The sequence below is a fragment of the Ruegeria sp. BE10 genome, from assembly GCF_056538905.1.
In genome coordinates, this window is record NZ_JBQFTX010000003.1 from 295291 (window position 1) to 309549 (window position 14259).

Genomic DNA, 14259 nt, shown 5'->3' on the forward strand with positions numbered 1-14259 from the left:
TTAATATGATATATCGTTGTATCTCGAGTCAAGCCTGTTGCCGCCAAGCTTTCGCCATAATTTGCTTGCCAATTTCAAAACCAATTGCGACTTTAGGCAAACGATATATCTAAACTGTGACCCATGAAGAAAAAACCCACCCTATCCAGCGTTGCCAAAGAAGCGGGCGTATCGGTTCCAACCGTTAGCCAAGTTATGCGTGACACCGGTCGAATTTCAGAGAAGACACGTCAGAAAGTCCTGAGCGCAGCCAAGCGTCTGCGCTACGTCCCAAATCAAGCGGCGGCTACAATGAGATCAGGGGACAATCGCGAGATCGGGTTTATCCTAAACAAATTGGCAAACCCGTTTAACGCAGAGGTCGTGAGTGGCGCCGTCGACTTGCTCGAAACCGAAGGGTTCATGGTGTCGATCCTCGATGCGCAAGGCGATCTTCAACGTCAAGACCGCCTTCTGGAAGCCTGCATCAGATTTGGCCGACGTGGTTTGATCTGGGTTCCGGCGCTCGACACAAGCGAAGTATCTATAGAGCTTCTGAATGCTCACGGTGTTCCCGCTGTGACATTCATGCGAAAGGTGTCGCAGTCTTTCGACCATGTCGGCATTCTAAATACCGAAGCCCTCGCACAAGCCACGCAGCACTTGATAGACTTAGGGCACAAGCACATCGCTTATTTTGGCGGCACCGAGCAATCGTCCGTGCGTGAAGAACGCATTGCCGGTTACCTTGGCACTTTAAAGCAGATGGATAACGTGCAGCCAATTGTCTGGCCATGCGATGAGAATAAGAGTGCTGGCGTTGACGCTATTGCCGCACTCCGTCGCCAACACCCCGAGGTGACGAGTATTGTTTGTAACGGAGACGTTGTGGCGCTTGGCGCTTGCTTCGGCTTGATCCAGTCCGGATTGAAACCAGGGCATGACTTTTCAGTAGTAGGCTTCGATGACATCGAGGATGCGGCCGTCTCGACGCCCGGCCTCACGACCATGGCGATCGACCCGAAGAAGTTAGGCAAGCGGTTGGCCGAGATCCTTCTGGATCGAATGCGAACACCCGATCTGCCAGTCCGTCATTTCGAGTATTCTGCGACTCTGACAATTCGAGGAACATCAGGAGCAGCCCCTGACCACTAAAGTGTATATCTCAGTTGCTGTCGCAGGCGTTCATTGCAGTACCATGCGATGTTTGACACTTTGTGCTCGCTACGGACCTTCGCTGCACCAAGTCCGAATTGCCAGTGAGAGCCCTTCGCAGAATCTACGGCCCACATTACCGCCTGCCCGGTCTACGACCCCGGCAAATTGCGCACACACGGCTAGGATGCGCGAACGTCCCAACCGACGGCGAAGCGGAAATCCGGTTCGCCCAAGGCAGTCCTGTGGCGGGGCAGTTGGGCAGTAAACGGAAGAAACCGCATAGTATTTCGCCGACGCGATCTACTCTGAGATCATAAATGTTCTTGCAAGCCAGCGTATCGCTGGCTTTTTCTTTGCCATTGGAAGGAAAAACATTGCTGCAAAAAAGGAATGTTGGGGGCAGCAATCGACTTACCACGCTTTGATTTCATTGTGCTTTTTCGGGCGAAAGAGGAAAACCTTTGAGGGTCGAGCCAACAAAACAACAAGACTGTATGCGTTAGAGCGGCGTGACACATTGTTGTGGCACAAAATGAAACTGCATGCGTATTTCGCGCAGTACAGGCTCGGCGTTCCTTTCTTTTGTTGGGTGCTATAGCGCTTCGAACCCCAATTTGCCGCGTCTCGGTCGATTCCATTGCAGGCGGTGAATTTCACTGGGCAATTTGACAGATCACAAAACCGATGCTTACCTGAGCGCGACGCAACACAGATAATCTAAATTTCCAAGCATTATCAGCGTTCTGAAGCACCATTCGTGGCGCCGTTAAAGCCAGACTTGAACCCTGGAGAATTTAAGATGGAATTGATCACTGAACAGCTCCGCGCCTTTCCGATCATGGCGCTTTTTCTCTGTCTTGGCCTGGGATACGGCGTCGGCAAGTTCCGGGTCGGCAAGTTCGAACTGGGTGGCATCGCCGGAACCTTGCTGGTGGCCGTTTTCGTGGGTCAGATCGGCGGTATCAACCTGAGTACGGATGTTCAGAACGTCTTTTTCTCGCTGTTCATTTTCATGGTCGGCTACAATGGCGGCCCGCAGTTTTTTGCGGCTCTGAACCGAACCGCCCTGACCAAGCTGCTGGCCGCGTTCATGATGACGCTATGGGGGTTGTTCTTCGTCATCGTCGTGGCTCGATTGGCGGGGTTGGACAAAGGGCTGGCCGCCGGGTTGGCCGCCGGAGGGTTGACGCAGTCAGCGATCATCGGCACCGCCGGCAATGCCATCGACTTGCTGGGGCTGGCAGCGGATGAGGCAGAAAAGCTGAAAACCAATATCGCGGTGGGGTATTCGGTCACTTATATCTTTGGCTCAATCGGTCCGATCCTAGCGGTCAGCGTTATCCCGATCATCATGCGTGTCGACCTGCGCCAAGAGGCAATCAAGCTGGCTCAGAAGCTCAGCGGTGGCGGTCGCAAGCTGGAGGAAGGTGAGTTCCTTCCGATGAACCGTTTTGATGCCCGCGCCTATCAGGTGAATGCAGACGCCGCGATTGCAGGCCAATCGGTCAAATCCATCGAGGGCAGCTATGACGGTGATCTGGTCGTCGAAAAGCTGCTGCAGGACGGCGTCCCGGTGGATCCGACGCCGGATACTTTGATCAGCGCAGGGGACGTGATCGTGGTTTCTGGCCTGGTCGGAACGCTGACACAATTCGAAGGTACAGCTAGCGGTGAAATCGGAGAATACCCGCCCGAACTGACCGTTGTGGAAGAGCGCCGCAATGTCGTGGTCACCAACCGCAAACTGACCGGCAAGACGCTAGTGGAATTGCGCGAGGCGTTGACGGCGGATCAGCGGCGGGGCGTCCACATCTCAAAAATCATCCGCATGGGCCATGAAGTGCCAGTGCTGCACAACACCGAAATCCACGCGGGTGATGAAGTCAGCATTGTCGGTCACAAGGATGATCTGAACCGGGTTGCTAAAATGGCGGGCTATGTGCCGCCCGCAGCCTCGGTCACCAACTTCATTGCACTGGGGATCGGCGTGGCTGTTGGATATCTGATCGGTGAGATCAGTTTTGTCATTGCCGGTACGAAAGTGGCGCTTGGGTCCGGTCTTGGTTGCTTGGTAACCGGGCTGATCATCGGATACCTGCGCATCCGGCGGCCCAAGATCGGTGGGATCAATCGCGGGGCTGCGAATTTCCTACAAAGCTTTGGCCTGGCCGTATTCGTCGGGGTTGTCGGGCTGAACGCGGGTAAGCCTGCGCTTGAAGCCATTCAGCAATACGGGATCACCTTGCTGTTGTTGGGCGTCGTGGTCACGCTGATGCCGATGATCGTGCAGTTCCCGATCAATTATTTCGTCTTGCGTATCAAAAACCCGGTCGAGGCTTGTGCAGTGGTGACAGGGTCGCGGTCGGGTAATCCGGGTTTTGCAACGCTTCTGGAAAAAGCCGGGAATGCAACCCCGACGCCCGCGTTTACGATGACTTATGCGGTGGCGAACATATTCCTGACACTCTGGGGTCCGTTGGTTGTGGCATTCGTGCCGTAAGCTACATCAATACAATAACGATGACCGAGCCCCACAGGGCCAGCAAGACGTTGCCCACGGCATAGCCAAGACCATAGCCCAGGGTTGGAACCTGGCTCTGCGCCGCTTCCTGCACGGCAGCCAGACCGGGGGCCGAGGTCCCTGCCCCGCAGCAGGTGCCCGCCAGAACGCCCTCGTTTATTCCAAAGACCTTGCACCCAACAATGACCGCCGACCCATGGGCCAACAACACGATGGCCACCGACCCGAAGATCAAAGATGGCCCGCTTTCGATCACCCCGGTCACAAAGCTCGGCCCCGAGGTGATGCCCACGCAGGCCACAAACACGCACAAACCAAGCGAGTCGAAAATCCACAGCGTTGCCTCGGGCACAAAGCCGAATGTGCGATGGACCGAGCGCAACCACCCCGCCACCAGACCGCCAAGCAGCACGCCGACCGACGTCCCAAGCCCCAGTTCTATCGCGCCGTACTTCAACGCGGGGATACCGATCAACCCGCCCATCAGGATGAAAAACGCCACAAAAACCATATCGGTCTTGCTGGTTTCGCGGTCCAGATAACCAAGGCGTGCAGCGGCATCCTCGATATGACTGCGAGTGCCCGAGACGGTCAGCACGTCACCCTTGTGCAGGGTCACGCCGCGAAAGATTGGCAAACGCTCGCCGCTGCGCATGATGCCGCGCAGGTAGATGGTGCGCGCTTCGGGACGGGCGGACAGTTCAGTCAGGGTCTTGTTGACCACCTCGCTGTTGGTTACGACGATGTCGTTGGTTTGAACCGGCAAGTCCAGAAGCTCGGGGTCTTCAACCTCTTCCCCCAGTAAGGCGGTGTGTTCGATCAGATAGGATCGCACGCCGGCGATGGCGGCAATGTCACCCTCTTGCAGCACCATATCGCGCGTGGTGGGCAGGATCTTATTGCCCCTGCGGACACGATCGAAAAACGCGCGGACATGTTCGGGCACGCGGGCCTCAAGCTCGGAAATCCTGTGGCCGACGAATTCAGGGGAGATACGATAAGCGCGTGCTTCGAAATCGCGGTGTTCGGACACCATCGGAGCGTCGTTGCTGTTCAACCCGGCCTCGTATTCTGCGCAGGCCTCTTTCAGCGACCTGCCATAGAGCCTGGGCGCCAGTTGCGTGTGGAAAAAGATGGTCGCAATGACTCCGACGAAGTAAGCCACGGCAAAACCGGTGGCAATCTCACCGTCGAAAATGGATTGCGCGGCCTCGTCGGCGCCAGCTTTGGCAAAGGCGTCAATGGCAACACCCAAGGTCGCGCTTTCCGTGACACCACCCGCTAAAAGCCCCGCAGCAATTCCAACGGACAGCCCCATAAGCGGAGCCAACAGCACCGCGACCAACAGCGCCACAACACAAAGCAACACTGTGATGGCAATCTGCGGCAACGCACCAAAGTTCAAAGACCGGAAAAATTGTGGCCCGGTTCGGTATCCAATGGAGAACAGAAACAGTAAAAAAAACGCCTGTTTCAGGTCATCTGAAACGATCACTCCGGTCTGGCCGACCAGAACACCTGCCAGAAGACAGCCCGCCACCGATCCAACGGTAAACGAGCCGATGGTGATCTTGCCTAACGCATAGCCAAGGGCAAGGCTGCAGAACAAGGCCAGCGCAGGATGAGGGCCCAGGATCAACCCGATCAATTCCATGATAAGCTCCCCTTCACTGCGGCTCTGCCTCAGCCGTGTAGCGGCAATCCTTTCGAGGCCCGATAGGCCTGTACATAGCCCACAGCCACCGCCCGCACGGCACGCCCAATCTGGCGATAGGCGCTATCGTCCAGATTGGCGAAAGAAACACGTGCCGACCAGTTCGGTGCATCAAAGCCCGATCCGTTCAACAGAACGATCCCGTGGTCCTGCGCCAGCTTGAACGAGATATCCAGCGGGTGGACGTTTTCCTTGATCCACACCACCACCTCTTCGCCAACATATTTTCGCAGCCAGAATTCGAAATCAATGATGCCGTAATATTTGTCGAACAATGGGTTGTCGGGCACGTCGATACCCATCCCCTCGACCAGTTCATCGAAACGGTGTTTCAGGATACCCCAGCAGAACTTCTGATATCCCTTATCTTCGTCCATCAACTCGACCAGCGAAAACAGCGTCATCATCACCTGCTGCGGCAGGGACAGGCCTGCCGTGTGGTTCAGTGCAACATCGCGGCTGTCGGCGACGATCCGGTCGATGAACTTGAACGACGACGGATCGGGGGTCAGCGTCTCGTATCGCGCATTGACGACGGTCTTGGTTTCCTCCGGAGCCTCGGCAATCATCTTGTCGAAGATGTTGTTTTCGGCCACCAGAATGGCCCCCAGACGCCACCCCGTGCAGCCAAAATATTTAGAGTAAGAATAAACCCCGATGGTGTTCTCGGGCAGATGACCCATAACGGACTGAAAGTTTGGAACGAAGGTGCCATAGACGTCATCAGTCAGGATGATCAGGTCAGGCCGCCGGGTTTTGACGAATTCGACCAGTCGGGCCATGACCTCGAGGCTGATGGCGACCGAGGACGGGTTGCCCGGGTTGACCAGGAACAACGCTTTTACTTTTGGGTCGGACAATTGCTCAAGATCGTCATCGGTCAGCTGGAAATGGTCCTCTTCTTTCGAGGACACGTCCACCACATTCAGCCCGTAATCTTCAAGCACCGGCATTTCCAGATAGGGCGTGAAAATTGGCGTGCCCAGCGCAATGGTATCGCCCGCATTCAGCAACCGTTGGTTTTTGAGCGCCTTGAAAATATAGCACATCGCGGCAGTGCCGCCTTCGACCGCGTAAATGTCAAACTTGGCATCGGGCCGGTGCCCCGCGCACATCGCCCACATCACGTATTCATGGACGATGGCTTCGTTATGCGCCATGCACCGGTCCGGCATTGGATAATGATCACCGACGATGCCATCGGTCAGTTCCAGCACGAAATCGTCTGGGGTAAAACCGAATTTCTTAATCGCGAAATCCACCACAGCAGCCAGAGTATCTGCGCCCGGAGGGCCGTTCTTCGCGATCGAGTCCGCGCAATAGGCGTTGAGCCGATCATAGCAACCCGGCCCCTGCGGCATCCCTGCCAGACCGACCAGCGCTTCGTTGCGATGGCGCTGTGCTTCGGTCATGGCGAACTGACCCAGCAGGAAAAACGCCTCGCGCGCTTTGGAGGCGATCCAGTTTGGATTGCCACGCCCTGCGTTCAGATAAGGCAGCGCCATCTGGCGTGACTCTTTCTGCGCCAGCTTGATCAGTTCATCTTTGATTTGAAAAGGACTTAGGTTTTCGAACTTATGCAGGTCCAGTGTTTCTGACATGGCATCAAACCCTTGCGTTAAAACAATCGGAAAAATTCTATCGGATCGTACGCAAGGATTCGCATGTGTGTAAACTGTGTAGTCAGTCGCTGACGTTGGGGTAACTGCGCAGCGGTCAGTTGATCCGGGTCGACGCCGCCAGCGCACCGACCAGCGCATTCTGAATCTCGCCAGGGAATTCCCGCCCCTTTTCATGCAGCCCTGCGGCAACCCATCCGACAGTATGCCCCCGACTGCCAATGTCATTCGCCCGAACTATCGTCGGCGACGTATGCTCGACGCTGACCAAAGCCATCGACCGCTCAATCTCACTATCGGTCAGCACCATTTTGACGGCACTGAAAATATCCATCGAAACCTGCAAGGTCTGATGCTCAAGCCGATGCGCAGCGCCCGTCAGCATACGGGTGCAAAAGGCTGACAGGAAATACCAGCGAAAAATGGAAAAGACACGGTCCTGCAACTCACCATGTACTGCGGCGCCATCTTTGGCTGCGCAGGCGACCTGTTCAAACGCGGCCTCGGCAGCTTTGGATGCCCGGAATATCTCGCGCTCGCGCTTTGCGATCGAGATGACACGCGGCGCAATCTCAGTTGCGGCTTCGTGGGATTCCAAATTCATAGATGTCCTCCAGCATTAAAGTCTAATGAGGACATGGAAATTCTAAAGGAAATCCGAATGCGATTTAACGCCATTTTTTGCAGAAAACATCCCTGTGTTGGCGAAATAAAAATGTCACGACCAGCTATTTAACACAAACATAACTGGCGGAAAGGATGTAATTTCCAGCAGGTATGTTGAAAACATGCACATTAAGATTGGGGCAAATTGCGCGGTTTCGACCGAAAGATACATAGAACTGACACGATCTTGTAATAGTTATGCCCATTTCCGCATCTATGAATACCTAATCCTGCTGATCAGTTTACGAGTTTGAATTTAACGAGGGGGTACGAGCGGGACCAGGGGGTGAGCGCCTGACCAACCGGGCTCGCCTATGGGCAGAGCAGCTCCCCCCGCCGCTTACGGCCACATTTCACCGCGCCCATCCAGCAAATTGACCGACACACAATTTTGCTAAGCACGTGGTTCTGGCCTTCATCGATAAAAAGCCCAATACTCGGATGAAGAGAGTTCATCTGAAATCAGGCAATGCTTCCCAAATCATCATGTCCAGACGCCACTATAACCTGCCGCCCCTGACCACCTTGTCCGCCTTCGAGGCCGCCGCGCGGCATCTGAGCTTTAAGAACGCAGCCGAGGAACTGTCGGTCACGCCGGGCGCGGTCAGTCACCAGATCAAGGCGTTGGAGGGCGATCTGGAAACCACGCTGTTCCAGCGCAAGCATCGCGGCGTCGATCTGACCGAAGACGGCAACGCGCTTTACGAGGCGCTGTCGTCGTCATTCGGGCGTATCTCGAAAGTTCTGGCAACGATCCGTGACCGCAAATCTGGCGGCAAGGTCACGGTCGGATCGACCACGGCAGTGGCGGCGTTGTGGTTGTCGCCCGCCGTGATCCGATTTTGGCGCGAAATGCCGGACGTCAACGTGGACCAGCTGTCGCAGGATCGCCCTTTTCGGGACCGACCGGATGTGGACTTCTTTATTCGCTACGGGCGCGACCCCGACCCGAACTTGACGCATACGCCCCTGTTCCGCGATCACCTGATCCCCGTCGCCAGCCCCGAGGTCGCGGAACGATTGGCTGGTGCTGACCTCGACGCGCTGGCAGCCGAACGCTTGATCCACATGGCCTCGGAAGACCGCACTTGGACCACCTGGCCGGAATGGTTCAAACAACTGGGATATGTGGGCACGATCCCGATTGACTCCAGGGTGAACAGCTATTCGGTTGCCCTGCAACTGGCGCGCAAGGGGGCTGGGCTGACGCTGGGTTGGCAACGGCTGATCCAGCCGATGCTGCAATCGGGAAAGCTGGTCGCCATTGGCCCGCACTATCTGACTGCGCCCAACCAATTCTACATTGTTGGCCGCCCGGACGAAGACCTCTCGGACAGCGCCCGCGCCTTAAAATCATGGATCATTCAAGAGGTTCAGGACGGTTCAGTTTAGATCAGATCACCCAGTGGTGAGGTTTTCTGATATTGAGAAAGGGCCACACCATCCTCCAATACGGAAAAGAACGCATCTAGCAACCCACAGGAGAGCCCGATGAACAAGCACAGCGCGCTGTCATCCGTTCTGAACGATGTGACCATCGCAAATGGCCTGCCGAATGAACACTATATCGACCCGGTTGTTTTTGCCGAAGAAAAGCGCTCGGTCCTCTTTGCCAATTGGTCCGGGATCGGGTTTGGTCTGGATGTCCCCGAGGTAGGCGATGCAAAACCGGTCGACTTTCTGGGCATGCCACTACTGATCGTCCGTGATCGCGACGGAGAGATCGGGGTTTTCCAGAACACCTGCCGCCACCGCGGCATGATCCTTGTGGATACGCCCCGCAAGATCGAAGGCGCGATCCGCTGCCCCTATCACAGTTGGTGCTACAGCCTGAAAGGTGAGCTGCGCGCTACCCCGCATGTGGGCGGCCCCGGTCAGAACAAGCACGAAAACGTCGATCACAAGGATCTAGGGCTGGTGCGTGTCCGGTCGTATGTCTGGCGCGATGTGATCTTTGTGAACGTAGACGGCAACGCACCGGAGTTTCAGGAAGCCCATGGTGCCCTGCTGGATCGGTGGAAGGAATTCGAACAACCCCTGCATGACGGCGGCGAGATGGCCTCGTTCAAGCTGGAGGTCAAAACCAATTGGAAACTGGCGGTCGAGAACTACTGTGAAAGCTATCACCTGCCTTGGGTGCATCCCGGCCTGAACAGCTATTCCCGGTTGGAAGATCACTATAACATCGAAGTCCGCGGGCATTACTCCGGTCAGGGCACGCTGGTCTACCGGCAGCTAAAGGATCAGGACGGCACCACCTTTCCCGATTTCGAAGACCTGAGTGACAAGTGGGATGAAGGCGCGGAATACGTAGCCTTATACCCGAACGTCCTGTTGGGGGTGCAGCGCGACCATGCCTTTGCAATCTTGCTTGAGCCGGTCGACCACGAAAACACCGTCGAACATATCCGGCTGTACTATGCCAAAAGCGTTGAGGACACGCCGCATCTGGACGGGCTTCGCACCACAAACGCACAACAGTGGCGGGCCATTTTCGAAGAAGATGTCTTTGTTGTCGAAGGTATGCAAAAGGGTCGCCACGGGGTGCTGTTCGATGGCGGACGGTTTTCACCCGCAATGGACGGGCCGACCCATAACTTCCATCACTGGGTCGCAACGCAGATCGAAAACGGACGGGCGGAATAACCTCTCGGCCGGCCCCTTTTGGCAGGAGGTCCAATGGAAAAAGACGAATTGGATCGCCTGCTGTTAAAGGCCCATGAGCAGGACGATCATGCTGCCCTGATCCACTATTACACAATGGCTGCGGATGAGCGCGAGGCGGCACAGGACATTGATGCCGCTTGTTTTTACCTAACCCACGCCTTTGTCTTCGCGCTAGAATCCGGTGCGCCCGAGGCCGAGACACTTAATGCACGCCTTGTCGCGCATGGTCGGGCGCATCGTCTCGAATTCTAAGATTGGTGTCACGTCAGGGCGAATACGCACCAGGCTATCCAAACTCTATGTGACCCCACGGGAAGCTGTTCAGACGTCTTTGGTCCCCTATAGTCAAATGAAACCGTCACGGTTGCTTTGGGAGGGGCAGGTGCATGGCGCACAGCGCGGAAATGCTGATCATTGGTGCCGGGTTCTCGGGGCTGACCATGGCAATCGAGGCACGCAAACGTGGAATCAGCGATATCGCCATCCTTGAAAAAGCGGGCGATATCGGCGGTACATGGCGCGAAAACACCTATCCCGGCGTGGCATGCGATATTCCCTCGCATCTGTATTCGATGGCCACGCACCTGAACCCGGACTGGAGCCGCGCCTATGCAGGTGGGGCCGAGATTCAGGCGTATCTGCAAAAGATCTGCCGGGATGAGGGCCTGTACGATCTGTGCCATTTCCGCCAGCAACTGAAATCCGCGCGCTGGGACGGCGACCAATGGCAGGTGGAAACCGAGGGCGGGCAGCACTGGACGGCGCGCTTTTTAGTCTCGGCCATTGGGGCACTGCATCTACCGGATGTGCCCGACATACCCGGTGCTGACAGCTTTCCCGGCCCCAAGTTCCATTCTGCCGAATGGAATCACGACGTTGAACTTGTGGGTAAACGCATCGCTGTGGTCGGCACCGGTGCCTCAGCCGTTCAATTCGTGCCTGAAATTGCGAAAACGGCAGCCCAAATCACCATCTTCCAACGGACCGCACCCTACGTCCTGCCCCGCCCCGACGGGCCAATTGCACCGTGGGTTCGCAGACTCTATGGGCGCATCCCCATCCTGCCCCGGATACGCCGCAAACTGATCTACTGGATTTTTGAGTATCGCCACCGTGTGTTTCGGGGTGAAGAGCGGATGGTCAACTTTGCCATGAAGATGTGGCGAAACGGGCTGGAGAAAGCGATAACTGACCCCGAACAACGCGAACGCCTGACCCCTGGCTACAGGATTGGATGCAAACGTATCCTCAGTTCGAATGATTGGTACACGGCCCTTGCGCGAGACAACGTGACAGTAATCCCGCACGGGGTGGCGACAATCGAGGGAGATCAGATCATCGCCGCAGATGGCAGCCAGACCCAGGCCGATGTATTGATCTGGGGCACAGGCTTTCATGTGACGGACGTGGTCGAGCGTCTGGACATCACCGGAACCGATGGCCTGACCCTGCGCCAAGCGTGGACCGATGGGATGCAGGCCAATCTGGGCACTGCCATCGCCGGTTTTCCGAACTTCTTTATTCTGTTGGGGCCACATACCGGATTGGGCCATAACTCGGTCGTGCTGATGATCGAAGCACAGGTCCGCCATATAGGCCGGGTGCTGGATCAGATGCAGCGCAACGGCTTACAGGCCATCACACCTGACGCCGCGAAACAAGAAGCCTTTACGCAGGAAATGCAGGACCGCCACTCAGGCAGCGTCTGGCAAGCGGGCGGCTGCACCTCGTGGTATCAGGATGCCCAAGGCCGTAACACGACGCTTTGGCCCGGCACCGTATCCGAGTATGAAAAGCGCATGGCCCGATCCGGGCTGGAACAATATCACCCTGCCCCTCCCCCAGCCGGAGATCGTTGACGTGACCACTCTTCTAACCATCGCCCTGCTGATCGTCGCATTTTTTGTCGGCATGAAACTGTGGACCCGCAAACTGACTCGCCAAGGCCAAATCCGAGTTCCGCAGCTTGGAGTCATCGCGCCCGTGAACGGCGGCAGCATCCATTATGTGGAAAAGGGCGATCCGTCGAAGCAGACCCTTGTCATGATCCACGGGCTGGCCGGGCAGTTGCAGCATTTCACCTATGCCTTGGTCGACATGCTGGCCGATGACTATCACGTCATCGCAGTGGACCGGCCCGGCTGTGGCTATTCGACCCGCGACAGTGCCGATCTGGGCCGTCTGCCCGAACAGGCGCGCATGATACAAGAGTTTCTGGACAGCAAGGACGTCACCGACGCTGTCCTTGTAGGCCATTCCTTGGGCGGCGCGGTGTCGTTGGCGATGGCGCTGGACCACCCAGAAAAGATCAAGGCCCTGGCTCTGCTGGCCCCTCTGACGCAAGTTTTGCCGTCGACACCCCAGGTTTTCAAACCACTGGAAATCCGCACGGAATGGCTACGCAGCCTGATCGGCAACACAATCGCTGTACCGGTGGCCGCCAAAACTGCACCACACACTCTAGGCGTCGTTTTCGCCCCCGACCCTGCGCCTGCGGACTTTCTGGATCGTGCTGGCGGTGCGCTTGGACTGCGCCCGTCGGCCTTCATCACCGGATCGCAGGACGTTGTGGGGATTGATGACAGCATGGCGGCGCAGGTCGCCCGCTATGAGGAGTTAGCCGTACCCGGCGGCATTCTATACGGCACACAGGACGCTATACTTGCAGCCCACGCGCACGGCGATCCAATGATCCAGTTCGGCCTGTCAAACGAGTGGATTGACGGGGCAGGTCATATGATCCTGATCACGGCACCGGACACATGCGCCGCATTCATCCGCCAGATCGCAGAAACCAAGTATTTCGAATCCAAGGCGGCGCCCGAGACGGTTTGAACGGCGTGGAAAAGAATCCGGCTTTGACCGTGTTTTACCTCTTGACCCGCCACAGCCCCTCGCTTAAATCGCCTCTCACTCATGGCGGAGTAGCTCAGTTGGTTAGAGCAGCGGAATCATAATCCGCGTGTCGGGGGTTCAAGTCCCTCCTCCGCTACCAAAATCTCCTTTAAAATAAAGATATTACGTCCTGTGGCCAAAATCCTCCCTGCAGGTTATCCACCGGGACTGCAATGGGACAGCAACCCGGCGGAAGGGATTCTAACGCGGACCTAACTGATTGTCCTGTCTATAAGATCGAATCCCCGGTCAGTCGGCATGCGGAACAAGCATTGGCCACCGCTGGCGTAAGCCCATGCGTCGCCAATCTGGCGCTTGGCTTCTACCGAGTCGAAAAGATGCGCGCCCTTGTATTCGACAACCAAGATTCGCCCATCGTCGAGCATCGCTACAAAATCCGGATAGAACTTTCCATGTGGTAGCTGGAGCCAGAAAGAGGTTTTCTTGTTCTCGATATTCCGAATCCAGTACTTCACCGTATCCAACCGGTCCAGATAGACGGCGCACTCGAACTCCTCGCCTTCGGCTTTCACGTCGCCAATCAACGGGGTGAAATGCTTGTTGAACTTGGTGGCCCCGGCATAGGGCTGGTTGAAGGCGTAACTCTGCTCATCGAAGATCATGGACAGTTCTGCGCTGGTGGCAAACTGATCAGCGTGAGCGACAAACAGGGCAGAGTAGTTGTCGGTTTCTCGATTGGATCGAAGATCGGAAATGAAACCTGCCACTACATTGCGCAGATCGTATTTGTTCCGTGCCAAGGTGTCCAAGTCATGGCCGCTGGCCAGCAGCTTGTTCAGGGCGCTCCTGAAAAACACCACCGCGCTCGGCTTGGTAATGTCAGGATGCTTTATACCCCGTCCATCCAGTCGGCCAATCTGGGCAAAGTCCATGCTGGCTCTTGGATGACAGCAGCAAGCTCACCTTGGACACGCCGTGCAAAGTCGATCTCCACCTTGCCACTCTCGGATAGGTCGATCTGACCGGACTTGCTTTAATCAACGATCTTGAAACGGTTTGCGATATCCGAGGCGTCGCAT

Annotated in this window: 11 protein-coding genes and 1 tRNA gene; 8 read left to right on the forward strand and 4 right to left on the reverse strand. The window is 56.4% G+C overall.

Annotated elements, in window-relative coordinates:
- The first annotated feature begins 123 nt into the window (after window positions 1-123).
- Together ACR0M2_RS09690 and aspT are read left to right on the forward strand one after the other, a co-directional pair.
- Window positions 124-1134, forward strand: a complete 1011-nt coding sequence (locus ACR0M2_RS09690) for a LacI family DNA-binding transcriptional regulator (RefSeq protein WP_480704820.1) — start codon at window positions 124-126, stop codon at window positions 1132-1134.
- An 802-nt stretch (window positions 1135-1936) separates the two neighbouring features.
- Window positions 1937-3637: an aspartate-alanine antiporter gene (aspT, locus tag ACR0M2_RS09695; protein ID WP_170411565.1), complete on the forward strand. Its 1701-nt coding sequence runs from the start codon at window positions 1937-1939 to the stop codon at window positions 3635-3637.
- 1 nt (window position 3638) lies between these two features.
- Here aspT and ACR0M2_RS09700 read toward each other — a convergent pair whose 3' ends face one another.
- The 3 genes from ACR0M2_RS09700 to ACR0M2_RS09710 form a co-directional block, all read right to left on the reverse strand.
- On the reverse strand, window positions 3639-5312 hold the full coding sequence (locus tag ACR0M2_RS09700) for an aspartate:alanine exchanger family transporter (RefSeq protein WP_480704822.1): 1674 nt from the start codon (window positions 5310-5312) through the stop codon (window positions 3639-3641).
- Between the two features lie 29 nt (window positions 5313-5341).
- Window positions 5342-6973, reverse strand: a complete 1632-nt coding sequence (locus ACR0M2_RS09705; RefSeq protein WP_170350232.1) for a bifunctional aspartate transaminase/aspartate 4-decarboxylase — start codon at window positions 6971-6973, stop codon at window positions 5342-5344.
- 115 nt (window positions 6974-7088) lie between these two features.
- Window positions 7089-7595 (reverse strand): hypothetical protein, encoded by a 507-nt coding sequence (locus ACR0M2_RS09710; protein ID WP_480704823.1) that lies wholly within the window; start codon window positions 7593-7595, stop codon window positions 7089-7091.
- Window positions 7596-8143: 548 nt separating this feature from the next.
- On the opposite strand from ACR0M2_RS09710, the gene ACR0M2_RS09715 reads away from it, so the two are divergent.
- The 6 genes from ACR0M2_RS09715 to ACR0M2_RS09740 all read left to right on the forward strand — a co-directional run bounded on the left by ACR0M2_RS09715 (window position 8144) and on the right by ACR0M2_RS09740 (window position 13319).
- On the forward strand, window positions 8144-9049 hold the full coding sequence (locus ACR0M2_RS09715) for a LysR substrate-binding domain-containing protein (protein ID WP_170359619.1): 906 nt from the start codon (window positions 8144-8146) through the stop codon (window positions 9047-9049).
- A gap of 99 nt (window positions 9050-9148) precedes the next feature.
- On the forward strand, window positions 9149-10303 hold the full coding sequence (locus ACR0M2_RS09720) for an aromatic ring-hydroxylating oxygenase subunit alpha (RefSeq protein WP_480704825.1): 1155 nt from the start codon (window positions 9149-9151) through the stop codon (window positions 10301-10303).
- Between the two features lie 33 nt (window positions 10304-10336).
- On the forward strand, window positions 10337-10576 hold the full coding sequence (locus ACR0M2_RS09725; RefSeq protein WP_170359617.1) for a hypothetical protein: 240 nt from the start codon (window positions 10337-10339) through the stop codon (window positions 10574-10576).
- 134 nt (window positions 10577-10710) lie between these two features.
- A complete protein-coding gene (locus ACR0M2_RS09730) occupies window positions 10711-12183 on the forward strand; it encodes a flavin-containing monooxygenase (RefSeq protein WP_480704827.1) in 1473 nt (490 codons plus the stop codon).
- 1 nt (window position 12184) lies between these two features.
- Window positions 12185-13159 (forward strand): alpha/beta fold hydrolase, encoded by a 975-nt coding sequence (locus ACR0M2_RS09735; protein WP_480704828.1) that lies wholly within the window; start codon window positions 12185-12187, stop codon window positions 13157-13159.
- An 83-nt stretch (window positions 13160-13242) separates the two neighbouring features.
- Window positions 13243-13319: transfer RNA gene (locus ACR0M2_RS09740), tRNA-Met, on the forward strand.
- A 112-nt stretch (window positions 13320-13431) separates the two neighbouring features.
- Here the strand turns inward: ACR0M2_RS09740 and ACR0M2_RS09745 are convergent.
- Window positions 13432-14112 carry a hypothetical protein gene (locus tag ACR0M2_RS09745; protein WP_480704830.1) on the reverse strand — a complete coding sequence of 227 codons (681 nt, stop codon included), beginning with the start codon at window positions 14110-14112 and terminating at the stop codon, window positions 13432-13434.
- Window positions 14113-14259: the final 147 nt, after the last annotated feature.

What these genes read in the sequence shown, in the direction of transcription:
- ACR0M2_RS09710 (WP_480704823.1), bottom strand. Translation starts at nt 7,595, where the DNA reads ATGAATTTGGAATCCCACGAAGCCGCAACTGAGATTGCGCCGCGTGTC.
- ACR0M2_RS09690 (WP_480704820.1), top strand. Translation starts at nt 124, where the DNA reads ATGAAGAAAAAACCCACCCTATCCAGCGTTGCCAAAGAAGCGGGCGTA.
- aspT (WP_170411565.1), top strand. Translation starts at nt 1,937, where the DNA reads ATGGAATTGATCACTGAACAGCTCCGCGCCTTTCCGATCATGGCGCTT.
- ACR0M2_RS09730 (WP_480704827.1), top strand. Translation starts at nt 10,711, where the DNA reads ATGGCGCACAGCGCGGAAATGCTGATCATTGGTGCCGGGTTCTCGGGG.
- ACR0M2_RS09725 (WP_170359617.1), top strand. Translation starts at nt 10,337, where the DNA reads ATGGAAAAAGACGAATTGGATCGCCTGCTGTTAAAGGCCCATGAGCAG.
- ACR0M2_RS09745 (WP_480704830.1), bottom strand. Translation starts at nt 14,112, where the DNA reads ATGGACTTTGCCCAGATTGGCCGACTGGATGGACGGGGTATAAAGCAT.
- ACR0M2_RS09720 (WP_480704825.1), top strand. Translation starts at nt 9,149, where the DNA reads ATGAACAAGCACAGCGCGCTGTCATCCGTTCTGAACGATGTGACCATC.
- ACR0M2_RS09705 (WP_170350232.1), bottom strand. Translation starts at nt 6,973, where the DNA reads ATGTCAGAAACACTGGACCTGCATAAGTTCGAAAACCTAAGTCCTTTT.
- ACR0M2_RS09715 (WP_170359619.1), top strand. Translation starts at nt 8,144, where the DNA reads ATGTCCAGACGCCACTATAACCTGCCGCCCCTGACCACCTTGTCCGCC.
- ACR0M2_RS09700 (WP_480704822.1), bottom strand. Translation starts at nt 5,312, where the DNA reads ATGGAATTGATCGGGTTGATCCTGGGCCCTCATCCTGCGCTGGCCTTG.